Origin of the sequence: Bradyrhizobium sp. ERR14 (genome assembly GCF_014198235.1) — a bacterium.
In the GTDB taxonomy this organism is placed as follows: Bacteria; Pseudomonadota; Alphaproteobacteria; order Rhizobiales; family Xanthobacteraceae; genus Bradyrhizobium.
The window spans coordinates 67,740-87,312 of the sequence record NZ_JACIHD010000011.1 but is presented as its reverse complement, the minus strand read 5'-3'; the positions used below and the strand labels follow the sequence as shown (position 1 = coordinate 87,312).

At 65.7% G+C, this 19,573-nt stretch carries 15 protein-coding genes; 3 read left to right on the top strand and 12 right to left on the bottom strand.

Annotated elements, in window-relative coordinates:
* Positions 1-63 precede the first annotated feature (63 nt).
* Entirely contained in the window at positions 64-1,356 is a 1,293-nt protein-coding gene (locus tag GGD62_RS26860; protein WP_183258030.1) for an RNA polymerase sigma factor, read from the bottom strand.
* A complete protein-coding gene (locus GGD62_RS26855; RefSeq protein WP_028138414.1) occupies positions 1,353-1,721 on the bottom strand; it encodes a YciI family protein in 369 nt (122 codons plus the stop codon). Before GGD62_RS26855 ends, GGD62_RS26860 begins: the two co-directional genes overlap by 4 nt.
* A 140-nt stretch (positions 1,722-1,861) precedes the next feature.
* Between GGD62_RS26855 and GGD62_RS26850 the strand changes: the two genes are divergently transcribed.
* Positions 1,862-2,827, top strand: coding sequence for a glyoxylate/hydroxypyruvate reductase A (locus GGD62_RS26850; RefSeq protein WP_018317749.1), 966 nt, complete (start codon positions 1,862-1,864; stop codon positions 2,825-2,827).
* 206 nt (positions 2,828-3,033) lie between these two features.
* Positions 3,034-5,001, top strand: a complete 1,968-nt coding sequence (locus tag GGD62_RS26845; RefSeq protein WP_183711124.1) for a methyl-accepting chemotaxis protein — start codon at positions 3,034-3,036, stop codon at positions 4,999-5,001.
* Positions 5,002-5,192: 191 nt separating this feature from the next.
* Here GGD62_RS26845 and GGD62_RS26840 read toward each other — a convergent pair whose 3' ends face one another.
* Entirely contained in the window at positions 5,193-5,873 is a 681-nt protein-coding gene (locus GGD62_RS26840; protein ID WP_183711122.1) for a TetR/AcrR family transcriptional regulator, read from the bottom strand.
* Between the two features lie 103 nt (positions 5,874-5,976).
* Between GGD62_RS26840 and GGD62_RS26835 the strand changes: the two genes are divergently transcribed.
* A complete protein-coding gene (locus GGD62_RS26835) occupies positions 5,977-6,621 on the top strand; it encodes a glutathione binding-like protein (RefSeq protein ID WP_092254634.1) in 645 nt (214 codons plus the stop codon).
* A 975-nt stretch (positions 6,622-7,596) separates the two neighbouring features.
* On the opposite strand, the gene GGD62_RS26830 is transcribed toward GGD62_RS26835, so the two are convergent.
* The 9 genes from GGD62_RS26830 to GGD62_RS26790 form a co-directional block, all read right to left on the bottom strand.
* Positions 7,597-8,901 carry a TRAP transporter large permease gene (locus GGD62_RS26830; RefSeq protein WP_092254631.1) on the bottom strand — a complete coding sequence of 435 codons (1,305 nt, stop codon included), beginning with the start codon at positions 8,899-8,901 and terminating at the stop codon, positions 7,597-7,599.
* 31 nt (positions 8,902-8,932) lie between these two features.
* Positions 8,933-9,526, bottom strand: a complete 594-nt coding sequence (locus tag GGD62_RS26825) for a TRAP transporter small permease subunit (RefSeq protein ID WP_092254628.1) — start codon at positions 9,524-9,526, stop codon at positions 8,933-8,935.
* Between the two features lie 10 nt (positions 9,527-9,536).
* Positions 9,537-10,538 carry a TRAP transporter substrate-binding protein gene (locus tag GGD62_RS26820; protein WP_183711120.1) on the bottom strand — a complete coding sequence of 334 codons (1,002 nt, stop codon included), beginning with the start codon at positions 10,536-10,538 and terminating at the stop codon, positions 9,537-9,539.
* Positions 10,539-10,572: 34 nt separating this feature from the next.
* Complete coding sequence (locus GGD62_RS26815) at positions 10,573-12,231, bottom strand: hydantoinase B/oxoprolinase family protein (protein WP_183261279.1); 1,659 nt, start codon at positions 12,229-12,231, stop codon at positions 10,573-10,575.
* Positions 12,232-12,233: 2 nt separating this feature from the next.
* Complete coding sequence (locus GGD62_RS26810; RefSeq protein WP_179738963.1) at positions 12,234-14,318, bottom strand: hydantoinase/oxoprolinase family protein; 2,085 nt, start codon at positions 14,316-14,318, stop codon at positions 12,234-12,236.
* Positions 14,319-14,459: 141 nt separating this feature from the next.
* Positions 14,460-15,281, bottom strand: a complete 822-nt coding sequence (locus GGD62_RS26805) for an NAD-dependent protein deacetylase (protein WP_179738961.1) — start codon at positions 15,279-15,281, stop codon at positions 14,460-14,462.
* Between the two features lie 74 nt (positions 15,282-15,355).
* On the bottom strand, positions 15,356-17,155 hold the full coding sequence (locus GGD62_RS26800) for a cation:proton antiporter (RefSeq protein ID WP_183236169.1): 1,800 nt from the start codon (positions 17,153-17,155) through the stop codon (positions 15,356-15,358).
* A 116-nt stretch (positions 17,156-17,271) separates the two neighbouring features.
* Positions 17,272-18,108 (bottom strand): SDR family oxidoreductase, encoded by an 837-nt coding sequence (locus GGD62_RS26795; RefSeq protein WP_183711118.1) that lies wholly within the window; start codon positions 18,106-18,108, stop codon positions 17,272-17,274.
* Positions 18,109-18,182: 74 nt separating this feature from the next.
* Positions 18,183-19,502 (bottom strand): solute carrier family 23 protein, encoded by a 1,320-nt coding sequence (locus tag GGD62_RS26790; protein ID WP_183711116.1) that lies wholly within the window; start codon positions 19,500-19,502, stop codon positions 18,183-18,185.
* Positions 19,503-19,573: the final 71 nt, after the last annotated feature.

Here is a 19,573-nt window from a genome sequence, read left to right as displayed (position 1 = left end):
ACGCTACCCACCCCACGTCATGGCCGGGCTTGTCCCGACACGATGATGTGGAGACAGACGGGTCTACTTCACTTTCGCGCCCTGCCGCGCGCCCGCCTTCGGCTGGCTGTCCCGGATCAGGCGATCGATGTGCATGCGAATGTGGGCCGCTTCTGCGGACGTGTTGGCAAGCGCGATGGCGCGGTCGAAGGCGACACGTGCCTCGTCGTTGCGGCCGAGCTGCATCAGGAAGGCGCCGCGCACGCCGTAGAAATGGAAGTAGTTGGCGAGCTTCGGCGCAAGCGGCTCGATCAGATCGAGCGCGGCTTGCGGCCCCCGCACCTTAGAGACCGCGACCGCGCGGTTGAGCGTCACCACGGGAGACGGCTGCACGACCTCGAGCGCGCCGTAGAGCAGGTCGATCTGCGCCCAGTCGGTCTCCTCCGGCGTCGACGCGCGGGCATGCAATGCAGCGATCGCGGCCTGGATCTGATAGGGCCCGCTGCGGCGGTGGCGCATCGCCTTGTCGATCAGCGCCAGCCCCTCCGCGATCATGGTGCCATTCCACAGCGAACGGTCCTGGTCGTCCAGCAGGATCAGCGAGCCGTCGGCGGCAAAGCGCGCGGCACTGCGCGCATGCTGCAGCAAGATGAGCGCCGTGAGCCCCATGATCTCCGGCTCGCTCGGAAACAGCCTGAGCAGCAGGCGCCCCAGCCGAATCGCCTCCTCGCAAAGCGGCTTGCGGATCTCCGCGGTGTCACCGCTCGCCGAATAGCCCTCGTTGAAGATCAGGTAGATCATCGCCGCGACGCCGGCGAGCCGCTCGGAGCGCTCGATTGCGCCGGGCGCTTCGAACGGCGTCCCGGCTTCGGCGACCTTCGCCTTGGCGCGGGTGATGCGCTGCTCCATCGCCGCGTCCGAGACCAGGAAGGCGCGCGCGATCTGCTTCACGGTAAGCCCCGAGACGATGCGCAGCGCCAGCGCGATCTGCTGCGTCGCCGGCAATTGCGGATGGCAGCAGATGAACATCAACCGCAGGATGTCGTCGCGGTAGTGCGAACCGTCGAGCCGTTCGGCCAGCGCGCCTTCGGCGTCGTCGAGATCGGAGATCGCCTGGTCGTCCTCCGGCAGCGGCTGCTGCTTGCGGGTCCGGCGCACCTCGTCGATGGCGGCGTTGCGGCCGACCATGATCAGCCAGGCTGCAGGATCGCGCGGCGGCCCGTTCTGCGGCCAGGACTTGAGCGCGCGCAGCGAGGCGTTCTGGAACGCCTCCTCGGCGGTGTCGAGATCACGGAAATAACGCAGCAGCGCGCCGACCGCCTGGGGTCGCGCCGAGGTCAGCGCGGTCTCGATCCAGCCGGTGTCGGCCTCGCTCACGTCAGGTTTCCTCCGGGCCGGAACACGCCGACGGGACGCACCTCATAGGCGCCGCCGGGATTGGCAGCGCCAAGGTCGCGCGCGACGTCGAGCGCCTCATCGAGATTCTTGCAATCGACGATGTAGAAGCCGAGCAGCTGCTCCTTGGTCTCGGCATAGGGGCCGTCCAGCACCAGCGGCGGATCTTCCTTCCGCAAGGTCGCAGCGGCCGTGGTCGGCAGCAGCCGCGCCACCGGCCCGAGCCGGCCTTGGCTCGTGAGCTTCTCCTGCACCACGGCGAGCTTCTTCATCACGGCCTCGTCCTGCTCCTTGCTCCAGGAGCCGACGAAGTCCTCATCGTGATAGCAAAGGATGGCATAAAGCATAGGCGACACTTTCCTCGTCTGTTCTAAAGACGCGCCAATATGCCCCGGCCCGACAGAACTGCGGAAAAAATTTGCGAGAAAAATCCGGCAGATCGTGCCAAGGAGGGCCTTCGTAAGCGGAACCCGACGAGGCAATTCGAATGACCAAGGGCACACTGGCCGTCCTGATCAACAGCACGCAGCAGAACTGGTTGCCGGAGCGCTGGAAGGCCCGGTTTGATGCTGTCTGCGGCGGCCGCCGTGTAGTGCTGCTGCCGGATTCCACGCTCGATCCGGCCGAGGTGCACTATGCCACGGTGTGGAAGCCGGTGCCGGGCGATCTCGGCGCCTTCCCCAATCTGCGGGCGATCTTCAATCTCGGTGCCGGCGTCGATGCGCTGATGGCGGACAAGAGCCTGCCCGATGTGCCGCTGGTCCGGGTCGCCGTACCCGACCTGACCGGCCGCATGACCGAATATGTCGTGCTGCACGTACTGATGCACCACCGCCAGGAGCTCTATTTGCGGGACTCGCAGCGCGCAAAACGCTGGGAGCCGAAATATCAATGGCCTGCCAGCGCCGTCACGGTTGGCGTCATGGGGCTTGGCACGTTAGGAGCGGATGCGGCCGACGTGCTGCGCCGGCTCGGCTTCCGCGTCGCCGGCTGGAGCCGCAGCCCGCGCGCGATCGACGGTGTCGAATGCTTCCATGGCTCGGCCCAGATCGATGCGTTCCTGCGCGCGACCGACATCCTGGTCTGCCTGCTGCCGCTGACGCCGGAGACGCACGGCATCCTCAACCGCGACGTCTTCACCAAGCTCAACCGCAACAGCCCGCTCGGCGCCCCGGTGCTGATCAATGCGGGCCGCGGCGGCTTGCAGAACGAGGCCGACATCCTCGCCTGCCTCGACGACGGCACGCTGGGCGCCGCCTCGCTTGACGTCTTCGTGCAGGAGCCGCAGCCGGCGGACAGCCGGTTCTGGACCCATCCCAAGGTGGTGCTGACGCCGCACAACGCAGCCGACACCGATGCGGATGCGATCTCGGCCTATGTCGCCGAGCAGATCGCACGGTTCGAGGCCGGCGGCGCGTTGGAGAACGTGGTGGACCGGGCCAGAGGGTATTAGGCGCCGGGATTTTCGCGAGCACCGTCACCTCATATTCAGTGTCGTCCCCGCCTAGTGCGCAATTGCGCACGGGCGCGGGGACGACACCGCTTGTCGGGCAGACAGCCTCCCCCCACAACCACCGCGTTCCGCCGGTATCCCGTTCACTCTCTCTTAGCGAGAAGTTGATAAGCGGTGTTAACCAACGCTCAAACAACGAGTCGGACATGCGCGCGAGCCTCGGCCTCAGGATGCGGATCACGGTTGCCCTCGCGGTGACGGCGGCGGCAACCGCCCTGTTCGCCGTGCTCGGAGCGATGTGGATCATCGCTGGGATCATCGACCGCGCCGACCAGCGCGAGCTGCACAGCCATTATGATGCCCTTCAGTCGCGCATCGCCGAGGAATCGCACCGGGCCGCCGCAATGAGCACGGTCGTGGCTGCAATGCCGGCGACGCAGGATGCGATGGCCAGGCAGGACCGCAACGCCCTGATAGCCCTGTTCGGGCCGGTCTTTGCCGCGACCAAATCGGAATACGGTGTCGAGCAATTCCAGTTCCATGTGGCGCCGGCGACCTCGTTCCTGCGCGTGCACCAGCCCGCCAAGTTCGGCGACGACCTCAGCGGATTCCGCAAGACCGTCGTCGTCGCCAACCAGGATCGCAAGGTCGTGGTCGGCCTCGAAGGCGGCGTTGCCGGGCTCGGCATTCGCGGCGTGGTGCCGATCGCGCAAGGGGCTAAGCATCTCGGCTCGGTCGAATTCGGCCTGACCTTCGGCCAGTCCTTCCTCGACGACTTCAAGACCAACCGCCATGTCGACGTCGCCTTCCACCTCGCCGACGGCTCGGGCTTCAAGCTGTTCGGCGGCACGCTGAAGGGCAAGAGCTTCTTCGACGCGGCCGATTACGGCCGCGCTACCACAGGCAGCTTCACGGTGAAGCGGGCCAAGCTCGACAACACGCCGGTGGCAGCGCTGCTCGGACCGATCAAGGATTTTTCCGGAAAGCCGCTCGGCGCCGTCGAGCTGGTGATGGACAATGCCGATTACGAGGCCTCGGCCGACCGCGCCTGGATGCTCGCGATCGCGATCGCCGCGATCGGGCTCGTGCTTGCCGCCATCGTCGGCTATCTCATCGCCCGCAGCATCTCGCGTCCGATCCTCTCCATCACGTCCGTCATGCGCGAGCTCGCAGACGGCCGGACCGACGTCACCATCCCCGCCAGCAAGGCGAACGACGAAGTCGGGGCGATGGTGAAGGCGGTCGCGGTGTTCCGCGACAACGCCGTCAACTTTGGCAAGCTTCAGGCCGAGCAGCTGGAAGCCAAGGCGCAGTCCGAAGCGGAGAAACGGCGCGCCTTCGCCGCGCTTGCCGACAATTTCGAGGCCAGCATCCGCGACGTCGTCACCACGGTGTCCTCAGCTGCGGTCGAGATGGAGCATACGGCGCGGTCGATGTCGGCCATCGTCGAACAGTCCCGACAGCAGACCCGCGCGGTGTCGTCGGCCTCGACACTGGCCTCGGAGAATGTGCAGACCGTCGCGGCGGCGGCGGAAGAGCTGTCCTCGTCGATGACCGAGATCAGCCGGCGCCTCGCCCACGCCACCGAAGTGGTGGGCAAGGCCGCGAGCGACGGACGGCGCTCGAACGAGCGCGTGCAGAGCCTGGCGGACGCGGCGCAGAAGATCGGCGACGTGGTCTCCTTCATCAACGGCATCGCGGGCCAGACCAACCTGCTGGCGCTGAACGCGACGATCGAAGCGGCGCGCGCGGGCGAAGCCGGCCGCGGCTTTGCCGTGGTCGCTTCCGAGGTCAAGGCCCTGGCGACGCAGACGGCGAAGGCGACCGAGGAAATCGGCGCCCAGGTCCACGCGGTGCAGGGCGAGACATCAGGCGCTGTGGACGGCATCCAGTCGATCTGCGCGACGATCCAGCAGGTCGACGAAATTTCCGCCGCGATCGCCGCAGCAGTCGGCCAGCAGGGCACGGCGACGCAGGAGATCGCCCAGAACGTCCAGCAGGCGGCTGCCCGCACCGGCGAGGTCTCGCAGAACATCTCCGGTGTCACCGCGGGCATCGCCGCGACGGGCACGGCGGCCGAGGAAGTGCTGGGTTCGGCGATCGAGCTGTCGAAGCAGTCGCAGCGACTGCGGGACGAGGTGGATCGCTTCCTCGCGCAGATCCGCGCGGCGTAGTTGGGACGCAGGATCGCGCAGCATACTCACTGTCGTCCCCGCGAAGGCGGGGACCCAAACCGCGTGATCTAACAATAGCGCGCGGTGTTCGTCTCGAAGACTCTTCAACTGCGCATCTTCGCCAAACCGCTCCCTGGGGCTATGGGTCCCGGATCTGCGCGCGCTTTGGGCGCGCTTGTCCGGGACGACAGCTAGGGCTTGCCTCCCACCATCACGTCGATCGCGCCCTTCACGATCGCCTCCAGCTCCTTGCGCGACACGCGCGCGCGCGAGCGGATGGCGATGGTGTGGACGGTGGCTGATGCGATCTGTGCCAGCACGACCGGATCGGCGCTCTCCGGCAGCTCGCCCTTCTCCTTGGCGCGGCGGAAGCAGCTCGCAAAGGCCTTGTCGAGCTCGGTGAGACCGTCGAGCACCATGGCGCGAATCTCGGGATCGCCAACGGCTTCTGACGCCGCGGTCACCACCGTGAAGCAGCCGCGCGGGCCGGTCTCGCCGGAGAGATAGATGCTCAGCGCGGAGGCGAAGATGCGCTCCAGCCGCTGACGCACCGGCATCTCCTCGCGGAAGATCGCGGCCATGGAAGCCCGTGCGTCCTCGCGGTAGCGTTGATAGCTCTTGATGTAGAGCTCGCGCTTGTCGCCGAAGGCGCCGTAGAGACTCGGTCGGTTCATCCCGGTCGCTTCGCTCAAATCATCGAGCGAGGTCGCGGCAAAACCCTGCTTCCGGAACAGGTCGAGCGCCTTGCCGAGTGCAACGTCAGGCTCGTAGGCACGCGGACGGCCGCGGCGCTTAGGTTGGCCGCCGCGCTCGGGTTGGCCGCGGCGCTCGGGCTCATTGGCAGCAGTTGGCGGCTTCGATTTTTGTACCATTTCGCAAATTAATCCTTGACCGACCTCATATTATGCAAGATGGTACAAAAATCAATCTGGCCAGGTTGAGCGAAATCCCAGGAATTGCCCAAGGAGGCTACAGATGGATCTCTATTTCTCGCCGCTCGCCTGTTCGATGGCAACCCGCGTCGCGCTGTATGAAGCCGGTGCCGAGGCCAACTATCTCGAGGTCGACCCACCGACCAAGACGGTGCTGAGCGACGGCTCCGATTTCCGCGCCGTCAATCCGATCGGCCTGGTGCCGACGCTGCGCACCGACGAGGGCGTGGTTCTGACCGAGAACGCGGCAATCCTGCAATACGTCGCCGACCGCTTCCCGCAATCCGGGCTGGGCGCCGCAGAGGGCATCGAACGCACCCGCCTGCATCAATGGCTCTGCTTCGTCGGCACCGAGCTTCATAAGGGCCTCTTCATCCCGCTGCTCGACCGCAAGGCGCCGCAGGAGGCCAAGGCCTATGCCCTCGAGAAGAACCTGTCGCGACTCGACTATCTCGACAACTACCTGAAGGGGCGCGACTTCCTGCTCGACCATTTCAGCGTCGCCGACGCCTATCTGGTCACGGTCATCAACTGGACCATGGCGACGCCGCCGATCGAGCTCGCGAAATGGCCGAACGTGAAGGCCTATTACGAGCGCCTGCGCCAGCGGCCGTCAGTCGCGAAGGCGGTTGCGGAAGAGTTCGAGCTGTACAAGGCCGAGCTCGCGCGCAAGAAGGCGGCGGCGTAAGCCGAGCTGAACACCCCTTCGCTCTTGCTCGCGCAAGTCGTCCCGGTCGACAAGCCGGGACGACGTTTGGCGCGCCTCTCTCGTGTCCCGGACGCGCGGCAGCGTTCTTACGCTGCTGCGCTGCATCCGGGGCACGAGACCGTTGTTGGCGATGGTTCGCAGGATGGGTAGAGCGAAGCGAAAACCATCAACGCCTTTTCCACGTTGAAACATGATGGGTTTAGCAAGGGCTCTACCCATCCCACAGCATCGTTCCATCTGCACACACCTTCGCGTTCTCGCGGCGTTCGCCCGAGCTTTGCTGATCTCTTCCGCCCTTTGAAAGCAAGGGCGCAGGGAAGGCCGGGCGCCGGCTGGCACCCGAAGTCCCGCGTGTGCTAAAGAAGCGCGCACGGGGTGGACGACAGGTGACGCCGGGACATCCCGGCCTTCCCTGCGCGGATGGTTTTCACGGTGTCCTTCGTGCTCTCCCCGGGGAGCGATGCACTATTGCCCCCGTCGCCTTGCGGATGATCGATGCGCGCCGGTTGGCGCGACATCTCCGCAGGACTTGACGCACAGACCCCGGGCGTCAGGACCACACGACTTCTCCGTCCGCGCACATCCCCATCCGCATTCCCGATTGCTGGCGTGCGCTCGCCATCGAGACTGGACAGAGACGCTGTCAGCGCCGTGTCGTATCGCGCCTGTCGCTGCTCACGGTTGCCCGCCCTGCAGCCACCATTCGCGCCGACGCCGTCGCGGCCACCGCATCCCGACCCGCGTCCCGTGACGATCGCGAAACGCCCCTTGTGGCGGGCGGGATGGCGCGGGTTGTACGGCAAAACCGAACTTCTGTAAATTCGAATATTTTTGCAAGAAGCTATCGACCCAGCGCTTGCGTGTTTTGGCTGTCGGGCAACACAACGGATGGTAGGTGGGACGAGCCGGGCGGCCTGGCCGCGGAGCTATCGAAAGTCGGCGACGAGATGTCGATTACCCGTACAGCACCCGCGGTAAAATCGTGACGATGCCGGGCCAGAGGGTCAGCAGCAGCACGAAGCCAACCATGATCATGAGATAGGGCATCGTGACGCGCGCGATGTAGCCGAGGCCGTCCTCGGTGAGGCCCTGGATGACGAACAGGTTGAAGCCGACGGGCGGCGTGATCTGGGCCATCTCGACCGCGAGCACGAGGAAGATGCCGAACCAGATCTCGTCGAATCCCGCCCCCTTCACGATGGGCAGCACGATCGGCAAGGTCATCACGATCATCGAGAAGCCGTCGAGGAAGCAGCCGAGGATCAGGTAGAAGACGATCAACACCACGATCAGCATGAAGGGCGACAGGCCGAGCCCCTTGACGAAGGCGGCGACGGCCTGCGGGATGCCGAGAAAGGCCGCGGCATTACCGAGGATCGAGGCCCCTAACACGATCAGCGCGATCATCGAGCAGGTCACGACCGAGCCGATCAGCACGTCGCGCATCACCTGCTGCGACATCGCGCCCTGCGCCCAGGCCACCAGCGCGGCGCCGAGCACGCCGACGGCGGCGGCTTCAGACGGCGTCGCGAGCCCGCCATACATCGAGCCGAGCACGCAGGCGATCAGGAACAATGCCGGCGCGAGATCCTTCAGCGCGGCGAAGCGCTCGCTCCACGGCACCTGCGAGAGTTTTGCTTCGGTCTCCGGCACCATGGTGCGGTCGAGGCTGGTGTGCAGCATCACCCAGGCCATGAATGTGGCGGCCAGCAGGAATCCCGGCAGCACGCCGGCGGTGAACAGCTTCAGGATCGAGACGTCGCCGAGTACGCCGTAGATGATCATGATGTTGGACGGCGGGATCAGGAAGCCGAGCGTGCCGGCGCCCGCGAGCGAGCCGATCGCGATGTCGCGCGAATAGCCGCGGCGCAGCAGCTCGTTGAGCGACATGCGGCCGATCACCTGCGTGGTCGCGGCCGACGAACCGGAGATCGCCGCGAAGATGGTGCAGCCGATCACGTTCACATGCAGCAATCGACCGGGCAGCAACCCCGCCCAGGGCGCCAGTCCTTGAAACAGCGAGCGCGACAGACGGGTGCGGAACAGCAGCTCGCCCATCAGGATGAACAGCGGTAGCGCCAGCAGCTCCTGCGTGGTCAGGATGTTCCAGGCATATTGCGGCAACAGCTTGTCGAGCGGGATCGAGCGGAACATCGCGAGCAGAAGCGTCGCGGTGAGCGCTAGCGTGAGGCCGATCCACACGCCGCAGGCAAGCAGCGCAAACAGGATCGCGAACAGGGCGACGACTTCGATGGTCATGCGATCTCGAATCCGGGTGCGGGCGCGGCTGTCATTCGACGGGCGAGGCCTTCATGCGATGATCCTCCAGCGGCAGACCGAGCACGGCCTGGATCGCGCGCGCCAGGAACTGGAGGGTCAGCAGCAACATGCCGAAGGTGACGACGGCTTCCGGAAACCACAGCGGCGTATCGCTGGAGGTCGAGACCTGGCCGCGCGTGTACGCGGCAAAGGCGAACTTCGCCATCGCTGACGTCAGGAACGCCATAAAAGCGAAGCCGGCCAACGCCGAGAGGATCTCGAGCCCGCGCTGCACCGGCACTGGTGCATTCTTCAGCAGCAGCACGACGCGGATGTGGCCGCCGACGCGCAAGGTCATGGCGGCGCCGAAGGTGAAGGAGGCCGCCATCAGATAAGACGAGTACTCCCAGGCAATCGAGATTGTCGGCGGGAAGAACGGCAGGAAGTTCGAGAGGAAGCGCGTTGCGACCTCGCACAGCATCAGCAACGTCAGCATCAACAGGCAACCGCCGCCGATCCAGCCGTCGAGCCGGCCGAGACGGTCGATGCCGTCGAGCAGGATGCGCAGCGGCACTGGTGCCGCCGCATTGAGGCTTTGCGGTGCTTCGGGAGAAACGCTCACCACGATCCCGCCCTCAGCCGCGCTTCATTTCGGCGAGATAGGACCGCACCGGTTTGTCGGCCGCCGGCACGCGCTTGAGGAAGGCATCCAGCTGCGGCGCGGTCTTGGCGCGGATATCCGTCATCATCGCGTCCGAGACCGGCACCACCTCCATGCCGCCCTCCTTGAGGCGGTTGAGGCTGTCGACGTCGGCCTTGAGCGAGTTCGCCCAGAAGCCCGGCTCCATCTTTGCAGCGATATCGCCCACGAGCTTCTGCTGATCCGCGGGAAGCGCCTTCCAGGAATCCAGATTGACGGTGAGCATCTGCGACGACCAGACGTGGTTGGTCGGGTAGACGTATTTCAGGAATTCCCAGAACTTGCCGTCGACGCCTGATACCGACGAGGTGGAGACGCCGGCGACCGCGCCGGAGGCGAGCGCGGGAATCGTTTCGCCCCAGGGGATCATCACGGCGGCCATGCCGACCGCATTCAGCATATCGACCGCATTCTTGTCGGGCACGCGGATCTTGATGTTCTTCAGGCCCTCGACGTCGGCGACCTTCGCCTTGAGGTGCAGATACTGCGTCGGCCACGGCACGATGTAGAGGATCTTCTGGTTGTTGCGCGCCGCGATCTTCTCGTACTCCGGCCGCACATATTTGTGCAGCACCTTCAACTCGTCCACGGAGCCGCAGAGGAACGGGATGCTCTCGACGCCCATGAAGGGCTCGTCGCCGACCTGCTGAATGTTGAGGACGTCGGCGAGCGGCACCAGGCCGTCGCGCACGGCGCGCAAATGCTCGGGTCCCTTGAAGCCGAGCTGGCCACCGGCCTTCACGGTGATCGCGACCGAGCCGCCGGTCTGCTTCTTCACCTCCTCGGCGAAGGCCATCGCATTATGAGTGTGGAAATTGCCGTCGGGCCAGACCGTCGACATGTCCCAGCTCGTCGTCGCCGCGCGGGCGCGGGTCGAGATGTGGCCGGCGGCGAGCAGCGTCGCTGCGCCCGCGGTGAAGTTCCGTCGCGTGATCATTGCACCCCTCCGTTGACCCAAGCGCACTGACACGTCAGCGCGCGTACCCATAAACTGCAGCCGCATTGTCGGCGGACACGAGCCCGCTTTCGATATCGTCCTTGACCGCCGCACGATCGCGCGTCGTGGGAGCACCGATGCCGGCGCCGCCGGGCGTCAGCACCACCAACCGGTCGTCCGGCGGCACCTGCTGAAAGCCCTTGCCACGCAGCTTTTTTCCGGACTTGAGGCCGACATAGCCGGCCTCGCCGTTCTGGCCGCCATCGCGTCCGCGCGGCGGATGATCGATGCGGTCGAACGCCGCCAGGATGTCGAACGGCGCATCGACGCCGCTGCCGACCTCGATGATCTGCCCAAGGCCGCCGCGGGTGCGCCCTGCCCCGCCGGAATCCGGACGCAGCTCCTTGCGCCAGAAGATCAGCGGCGTCTGCGTCTCCGCGATCTCGACCGGCGTGCCGCGCACGCCGCTGGGATAGGCGGTGGCCGACAGCCCGTCCTTGCCGAAGCGCGCACCGGTGCCGCCATTGGAGGTCACCGCCATCGAGAACCCGTAATTGCCGCCGACGCCGGAGCGGGTCTGGCCGCGGACGTTGAGATTCCACAGGCACGAGGTGCCTTCAGCGGGCACGCGCTCGGGAATGATCTGACGCAGGCAGCCGAACACGACGTCGGGCAGCATCTGGCCGATGATGTGGCGCGAGGCGACCGGCGCGGGCTTCGGCGCATTGAGGATCGCGCCTGCGGGTGCCGATACCGTCAGCGGCGACAGCGAGCCGGCATTGTTGGGAATCTGCGACGCGACGACACAGCCGAGCCCGAACACGGTGTAGGCGGTGGTGTAGGACAACGGCACGTTGATGCCGAACTTCGAGGCCGCGGAGGTGCCGTCGAAATCGACATGGATGCCCGCATCCGAGATCGTCAGCGTCGCCGCCAGCGTCACCGGGGCATCATAGCCGTCGACCACCATGGTGTTGCGCCAGCTGCCTTTCGGCAGCTTTGCGATCTCGGCCAGCACGGCCTCGCGCGAGCGGTCGCAGATGTAGTCGCCGAGCTCGTCGAGCGTGTCGATACCGAACTCGGTCATCATCTCGACCAGGCGCTCGCAGCCGACGTCGTTGCAGCCGGCCAGCGAATAGGTGTCGCCTTCGGTATCGATCGGCAGTCGCGTGTTGGTGCGGATCATCGCCATCAGCGTCTCGTTGACGACGCCCTGGTCGATCAACTTCAGCATGGGGATGTAGAGCCCCTCCATGAACACGTCGGTGGCGTCGGGGCCGAAGCCGATGCCGCCGATGTCCATCAGGTGGCTGGTGCAGGAGAACAGCGCGACCGGCTTGCCGTCCTTGAAACACGGCGTCGTGACGACGAAGTCGTTGAGATGACCGGTGCCCATCCAGGGATCGTTGGTGATGTAGGCATCGCCCTCCTTCATCGTCTCGATCGGGAAATGGTTGATGAAGTGCTTGACCGACTCCGCCATGGAATTGACGTGACCGGGTGTGCCGGTCACCGCCTGCGCCAGCATCCGCCCCTTGAGGTCGAACACGCCGGCCGAGAGGTCGCCGCATTCGCGCACGATCGGGCTGAAGGCGGTGCGGAGCAGCACCTGCGCCTGCTCCTCGACCACGGCGATCAGCCGGTGCCACATGATCTGAAGGTCGATCAGGCTCGCGCCATTTGCCTTGCTCATGATCAGGCCGCCTTTCGTTCCATGACGATGCTGCCGGCACCGTCGATATGGGCGTCAAAACTGGTGGAGACGAAGGTCGAGGTCTCGTCCTCCGCGATCACGGCCGGGCCTGCGATGGTCGCGCCCGGCGCCATGTCCTCGCGGCGATAGAGCGGGATCTCGATCAGCTCGCCGGCGCGGCCGTCGAAGAATTTGCGGCTGCCGACAGCCTTCCCTGCGGGCTTGCGCGTGACGGCCGCAACGGTGGGCGGATTGCGCGCCTCGGTGGTCGCGAGCACCGACCAGCTCAGCACTTCGATGGCGGCGCCCGGAATCGGCCGCTCGAACATCGCGGAATAGTCCGCCTCGAACTTTTGGCGAAGGCCGGCGAGATCAGCCGTCGTCAGCCGCCGGTTCGGCAGCTCGACCGAGATCTCATGGCCCTGGCCGACATAGCGCATGAAGGCGGCACGGCGCTCGCGCACCGGCGCACCGGCGGCGCCAGGCTCGACCAGCGCGCGCGCCTCGGTCACCATCTCCTGCAGGAGATCCGACACCGCCTCAGTGTCGAAATCATCGAGCCGGACATGTCGGCTGCGCACCAGCTCATAGGCGATCGGAGCGGCAAGAAAGCCGACGGCCGAGCCGACACCGGCATTGGACGGCACGATCACCCGGGACACGCCGATCTTCTCGGCAACGCGCGCCGCATGCAGCGGCGCGGCACCGCCAAAGGCGATCAAGGTGTGCTGGCCGACGATCTCGCCGCGCTCGACCGCATGGACGCGCGCCGCGCTCGCCATGTTCTCGCAGACGACCTCGTGCACGGCATAGGCCGCAGTCTCTGCCGACAGGCCCAGCGGCTCGCCGACATCGCGCAGCAGCGCCTGCTTCGAAAGTTCCGGGTCGAGCTTGATCGTCCCGGCCGCAAACGCATCGGGATCGATCATGCCGAGCGCTACGTCCGCATCGGTCACGGCCGGACGCTGGCCGCCGCGGCCATAGCAGGCCGGGCCCGGCTCGGACGAGGCACTCTCGGGCCCGACGGTGACGCGCTTCATCGCATCGACATGCGCGATCGAGCCGCCGCCGGCGCCGATCTCGACCATCTCGATCACGGGAATACGCACCGGCAAGCCGGAGCCTTTGAGGAAACGCGCGGCGCGATCGACCTCGAACACGCGCGAGGTCTCGGGCTGGTACTTTTCGATCAGGCAGATCTTTGCCGTGGTGCCGCCCATATCGAAGGACAGGACCTTGCTCTCGCCAAGACGCGCCGCGATCTGCGCCGCGAAGATTGCGCCGCCGGCAGGCCCGGACTCGACGAGGCGCACCGGAAAGCGCCGTGCCGTCTCGATCGAGGTGACGCCGCCACCTGACGTGACGAGGTAAATCGCGCCGCGGAACTGCTCGACCTGCAAGGCGTCGGCCATGCGGGCGAGATAACCGTCGATCAGGGGTTGCACATAGGCGTTCGCGACCGCTGTCGATGTGCGCTCATACTCGCGGATCTCCGGGCAAACGGCCGAAGACACGGTTACGGAGATGCCCGGCATCTCCTCGGCCAGGATCGCGGCCGCACGTCGCTCGTGCTCGGGATTGGCATAGGAGTGCAGGAAGGCGATCGCAACGCTCGCGACGCCCAGCTCACGCAATTTCGGCGCGAGTGCACGCACCGACGCTTCGTCGAGCGGGAGACGGACCGCGCCGTGGGCGTCGACGCGCTCGGGCACGGTGAAACGCAAACTGCGCGGCGCCAGCGGCCTCGGCTTGTCGATTCCGAGATCATATTGGTCGTAGCGGCTTTCGGTGCCGATATCGAGCACGTCGCGAAAGCCTTCGGTCGCGATCAGGGCCGTCTTGGCACCGCGGCGCTCGATGATGGCGTTGGTCGCCAGCGTGGTGCCGTGAATGAAGACGTCGATGTCGCTGATATGCGCGCGCGCATCGGCGAGAATGAGACGCATCCCGTCCAGCACGGCCTGTTCGGGACGCTGCGGCGTCGTCAGCACCTTGCGCGTCTTGCGATCCTGACCCACGTCCAGCACGATGTCGGTGAACGTGCCACCGATATCAACGGCAAGCCGCACCTCGGCTCCCTCAAGCATTCCAAATTCTCCGCGCTGATCGTCAAGACTGGGGTCGAAAGCGCAGCAATTTCCATGCCATGGACGACGAGGACAACGCCGCGCCCGGCCATTCTGCTTGCCACCTATGCAATAGGCAAGACGTGTTCGGCGCTGGCGCGATCAGAGCAGGAATGCAAGCGCCGCCTCGCAGCGCTCCTCGACCTTCAGCGTCAGGAGATCGTCGGCGCGGGTGCGGCCGAGATTGACCGCCGCAATCGGAATATTGCGCTGCGCGGCAGCCTGCACGAAGCGAAAGCCGGAATAGACCATCAGCGAGGAGCCGACGACGAGCATGGCATCAGCCTGCGCCAGATGATCCTTCGCGGTGGCGACGATGTCGCGGGGCACGTTCTCGCCGAAGAACACGACGTCGGGCTTGAGGATGCCGCCGCAGGCTTCACAAGGAGGCACCTGGAAGGACGAAAAATCCTCGTGCTCCAGATCAGCGTCGCCATCGGGTGCATCGGCCGCATCGAGCGTCAGCCATGCGGCGTTCGCGCGACCAAGCGCGTGCTGAAACTCATCGCGCGGCGTCTTGCGGCCGCAGCCCATGCAGCGGACCAGGTCGAGCCGGCCATGCAGGTCGATCACCTGCCTATGGCCGGCGGACTGATGCAGCCGATCGACATTCTGAGTCAGCAGCATCCCGCACCGGCCGTTGGCCTCGAGCCGGGCCAGCGCGTGATGCGCATCGTTCGGGCGAGCCTGGCCGAACCGCCGCCAGCCGATCAGGCTGCGCGCCCAATAGCGCCGCCGCGTATGCTCGTCCGACATGAAGGACTGGAAGTTGACCGGCTGGGTCCGCTTCCAGTCGCCGTTGCTGTCGCGATAATCGGGAATGCCCGAATTGGTGCTGCAGCCGGCGCCGGTCAGCACGAACAGCTTTTCGTGCCGGCCGACGAAATCCTGGAGCGGGGAGCTTGCCCGTGGAGCGTTTGCCATGGCGCAGATGTAGTCTGCGCGGGCCGGTTTTGCCAGATCATCGCAGTCCGCGGCGCATAGCGACCCCGGATGGGCTATCGCGGGGATTGGCGGCCGGTGAGATCGAGCGGACGCGCTTTCTCTTGCCCGGCAACGCGGGCGGCTTGCTGCAGCGTCAGCCGGAATTCATCCCGCTTCTCGTGCACCGAGGCTATCGCATGCCCAACCGCAACTCCGAGGCCGACCAGTGCGGCTTCGGAAAGCTGCAGGCTTGCCTCGATGGTTTCCGGCACCGCATCGGTTGCGCCGATCGCATAGAGGTGGCGGGCATGGTCGGCGTCCCGCGCACGTGAAACGATCAGCACATCCGGCCGCACCGCCCGGATCCGCTCGACGACAGCATCGATCGCCGGCCGCGACTGGATGGTAATGATCACACCGGTCGTCTGCATCAGGCCGCAAGCTTCGAGGAAACCCGGTTCCGTCGCGTCACCAAAATAGACCTTGTGGCCGTCGCGGCGGTCGCGCGCCACGGCGACTGCCTCGTGATCGACCGCGATGTAGTTCAGGCCGTGGCTGGTGAGCAGCGAACAGACGACTTTCCCAACGCGGCCGTAGCCGACCACGATGGCCTGCGCCCGGTCGCCGGGCGGCCGAACCGCCAGTTCGGGATCGGGCGAGCGCTCAGGACCCAGCTTCGCGGCCAGTCGGCGTCCGAGCATGCTCAAGAGCGGCGTCAAGGCCATCGTCACCGCGGTGACGGCGACGGCAAAGCTCGACACGCGAGGCTCGATCAAGCCGCCGGCCACCGCCATCCCGATGCTGACGAACGCGAATTCACCGACGGGACCCAGCAGGAAGCCGATCTCGATCGCCGTCGCCCAGGACAGCTTGAACAGCCGGCCGAGGAGGATTAGCACGATCGCCTTGCCGACGAGAATGCCAATGACCGCGGCCAGCAGCCAACCAGGCTCGCGCATGAACACGCGGAAGTCGATGGCCATGCCGACCGTGAAGAAGAAGATGCCCAGCAGCAGACCCTTGAACGGCTCGACGGTGGCCTCGATGGCCTTGCCATATTCGGTCTCCGCCAGCATCAGTCCCGCAACGAATGCTCCGAGCGCCATCGACAGGCCTGCCTGGTGCGCGGCAATCCCTGCGCCGACGATGACGAACAAGGTCGCGGCGACAAACAGCTCCGTCGAATGGGTGCCAGCAACCATCTGGAACAGCGGCCGCATCAGCAGCCGCCCGAGCAGAGTGAGGACAGCGACGGCCAGCGCGGCCTTCAGCATTGCGCTGGAGATGTGCGTCAACACCGAGTCGCCGCTGCCGGCGCCGAGCACCGAGACGAAAACCAGAATGGGAACGACTGCGAGATCCTGGGCCAGCAGCACCGAGAAGGTCGCGCGGCCGGCAGTGGTCGCAAGTCGTTTCTCAGTGGACAAAAGCTCGAGCACGATCGCCGTCGAGGACAGCGCAAGGCTCGCGCCCAGGATGACGGCCGTATCCGAGCTCTGCCCGGTGAGAAGCGCCGCGCCAAAGATCATGGCGGACGTCGCCAGCACCTGCAGGCCGCCAAGCCCGAACACCAGGCGTCGCATCGTGACGAGCCGCCTGAAAGACAGCTCGAGCCCGATCAGGAACAGCAGGAATACGATGCCGAGATTGGCGATCCCCTCGACGTTCTGCGCGTCCGCGACGGTGAACCAGTACAGGAACGGAAGGTCCTTGACGAGCGAGCCGAGCCCGAGCGGGCCGAGAATGGCGCCGGCGCCGAGATAGCCCAGCACGGGATTGATGCCCCAATGGCGGACGATCGGCACCACGACACCGGCCGTGCCGAGGACCACCAGCGCGTCGCTGTAGGCATTGATGTTGATGCTTGTGGTCACGAGCCCTTCATGTGTCGACGCTTGCCAATAGCGGCAGCGTCGTCCACGGTCGATAGCACACGGCGCCGCAGACCCCTACCCGGACCAACCGCCATCCTCGCAGTCCCAAACCGAGATCAACTCGCCCAGTTCTCGCGAAACTCGGGGAATAGCGTCAGGCCTCCGCAAGCGTAGAGGGTCTGCCCGGTGATGTAGCTCGCATCATCGGACGCGAGGAAGGCGAACACGGCGGCGATCTCCTCCGGCGTGCCGACGCGTCCCATGGGAATGTGGCTGGTGACGACGCCGCGCTTTTCGGGATCGCCGGTCCAGGCCGCGTTGATCGGCGTGTCGATCGCGCCAGGACCAACCGCGTTGACCCGAATGCCGCGGCCGGCGAATTCCAGCGCCAGCGTGCGCGTCAGATTGGCCATGCCGCCCTTGCTGATCGAATAAGCGAGATAGCCGGGCTTCGGGATGATCTGGTGGACGCTGGAGCAGTTGATGATGGAGCCCCCTCCGCCGCGCGCGACGAAGTGCGCGAGCGCCTTCTGCGCGCAGAGCACGGCGCCGTTGAGATTGACGTCGATGATCCGGCGATAGGTCTCGACGTCGAGCGCCTCGCTCGGCGATTCCTTCTGGAAGCCGGCATTGTTGACGAGACAATCGAGACGTTTCCAGCGCGAAAGGATTGCCTCGAACATCGCAGCAATCTCTTGCCCGTCGGCGACATTGGCCTTGACGATGCAGTGATCGGGCGCGCCGTGGCCGCGATCACTCGAAGCGGCCCGCGCGAGCGCGAGCGTCTCCTCCGCCCGCTCATCGTGCTCGAAATAATTGATGGCGACGGTTGCGCCTTCCTGGGCGAGCCGGATGGCGACGGCGCGGCCAATGCCTTGCGAGGCGCCAGTCACCAGGGCGTATCGGCCAACTAGGCGCGAGGGAAAGGAGGTCGAGCGATCGGTTTGCGGCATGGATTTTCTCCGGGGATGCTCATCATCGACGGACGGCGCGTTTTGTTCCATCCCCTTTCGTGCATCCCTGGGATTCATTCCGCGCGCCGCGCCAACGGCGAGGTCAGGATCTGATAGAGGATGATGGCGCCAAAAGTTGCGGTGCCGATCCCGCCGATCGTGAACGCGCCGAATTTGAGCGTGAGGTCGCCCGCCCCGGCGGTCAGCGCCACGGCGACGGTGATCAGGTTTGCAGGATTGGCGAAGTCGACCTTGTTCTCGACCCAGATCCGGCCGGCCATCGCCGCAATCAGCCCGAACAGCACGATCGAGAGGCCGCCAATGACGGGCCCCGGGATCGACAGGATCAGCGCGCCGAATTTCGGCGAGAAGCCGAGCAGGATCGACACGATGGCGGCGAAGGCAAACAGCAATGTCGAATAGACCTTCGTCGCCGCCATCACGCCGATGTTTTCGGCATAGGTGGTGACGCCGGTGCCGCCGCCGCAGGCCGCCACGATGGTAGCCAAGCTGTCGGCGAACAGCGCGCGGCCGAGATAGGCGTCGAGACTCCGGCCCGTCATGGCGCCGACGGCCTTGATGTGACCGAGATTCTCGGCGACGAGAATGATCGCAACCGGCGCGATCAGGAAGATCGCATCGGCCTGGAATGTCGGCGTGGTGAAGCTCGGCATGCCGAACCATGCCGCGGCTGAGAGTTGCGCGAAGTCGATCGGCTTGCCGAAACCGAGGCCGTTGGCGAACAGCAGGTACAGAAGATATCCGCCGATTGCACCGAGGATGATCGGCAGGCGGCGCCACAGGCCTGGAGCTGCAACGGCAACCACGCCGATGATCAGGACGGTCGCGAGACCGATTCCGGTGTCGAACGCATTCGCGCTCACCGCCTTGACGGCTACGGGCGCGAGGTTGAGGCCGATCGCGGCGACTACGGCACCGGTGACGGCCGGCGGCAGCAGCCGCTCGATCCAGCCGACTCCCGACCACATCACGATCAGCGCGATCACACCATAGAGCACTCCGGCTCCGACGATGCCGCCGAGCGCGATCGAAATATTGGGATTCGCCCCCTGTCCGGTATAGCCGGTGGCGGCGATGACGACGGCGATGAACGCGAAGCTCGAGCCGAGATAGCTCGGCACGCGCCCGGCGACGATGACGAAGAAGATCAGCGTGCCGATGCCGGAGAACAGGACGGCGACATTGGGATCGAAGCCCGTCAGCAGCGGCGCGATGATCGTCGAGCCCGACATCGCGACGCAGTGCTGGAGACCGGAGACGATGGTCTGGCCCCATGACAGCCGCTCCTCCGGCATGATCACGCCTGAGGTCTTCAACGCCCAACGCGGGAAATAGCCTTGCTGTTGCCGGCCGGAGCCTGATGAAGTCGACATGTTCCCCCCAGTTGCGCTGCAGCGACCGATCTTCGTGCGAACAGACAAAAATGTGATTGTCGCTTCTGCGG

Excerpts from the sequence above, each read along its gene's own strand:
- GGD62_RS26855 (WP_028138414.1), bottom strand. The coding sequence starts at position 1,721 with ATGCTTTATGCCATCCTTTGCTATCACGATGAGGACTTCGTCGGCTCC.
- GGD62_RS26850 (WP_018317749.1), top strand. The coding sequence starts at position 1,862 with ATGACCAAGGGCACACTGGCCGTCCTGATCAACAGCACGCAGCAGAAC.
- GGD62_RS26845 (WP_183711124.1), top strand. The coding sequence starts at position 3,034 with ATGCGCGCGAGCCTCGGCCTCAGGATGCGGATCACGGTTGCCCTCGCG.
- GGD62_RS26840 (WP_183711122.1), bottom strand. The coding sequence starts at position 5,873 with ATGGTACAAAAATCGAAGCCGCCAACTGCTGCCAATGAGCCCGAGCGC.
- GGD62_RS26835 (WP_092254634.1), top strand. The coding sequence starts at position 5,977 with ATGGATCTCTATTTCTCGCCGCTCGCCTGTTCGATGGCAACCCGCGTC.
- GGD62_RS26830 (WP_092254631.1), bottom strand. The coding sequence starts at position 8,901 with ATGACCATCGAAGTCGTCGCCCTGTTCGCGATCCTGTTTGCGCTGCTT.
- GGD62_RS26820 (WP_183711120.1), bottom strand. The coding sequence starts at position 10,538 with ATGATCACGCGACGGAACTTCACCGCGGGCGCAGCGACGCTGCTCGCC.
- GGD62_RS26815 (WP_183261279.1), bottom strand. The coding sequence starts at position 12,231 with ATGAGCAAGGCAAATGGCGCGAGCCTGATCGACCTTCAGATCATGTGG.
- GGD62_RS26810 (WP_179738963.1), bottom strand. The coding sequence starts at position 14,318 with ATGCTTGAGGGAGCCGAGGTGCGGCTTGCCGTTGATATCGGTGGCACG.
- GGD62_RS26805 (WP_179738961.1), bottom strand. The coding sequence starts at position 15,281 with ATGGCAAACGCTCCACGGGCAAGCTCCCCGCTCCAGGATTTCGTCGGC.
- GGD62_RS26795 (WP_183711118.1), bottom strand. The coding sequence starts at position 18,108 with ATGCCGCAAACCGATCGCTCGACCTCCTTTCCCTCGCGCCTAGTTGGC.
- GGD62_RS26790 (WP_183711116.1), bottom strand. The coding sequence starts at position 19,502 with ATGTCGACTTCATCAGGCTCCGGCCGGCAACAGCAAGGCTATTTCCCG.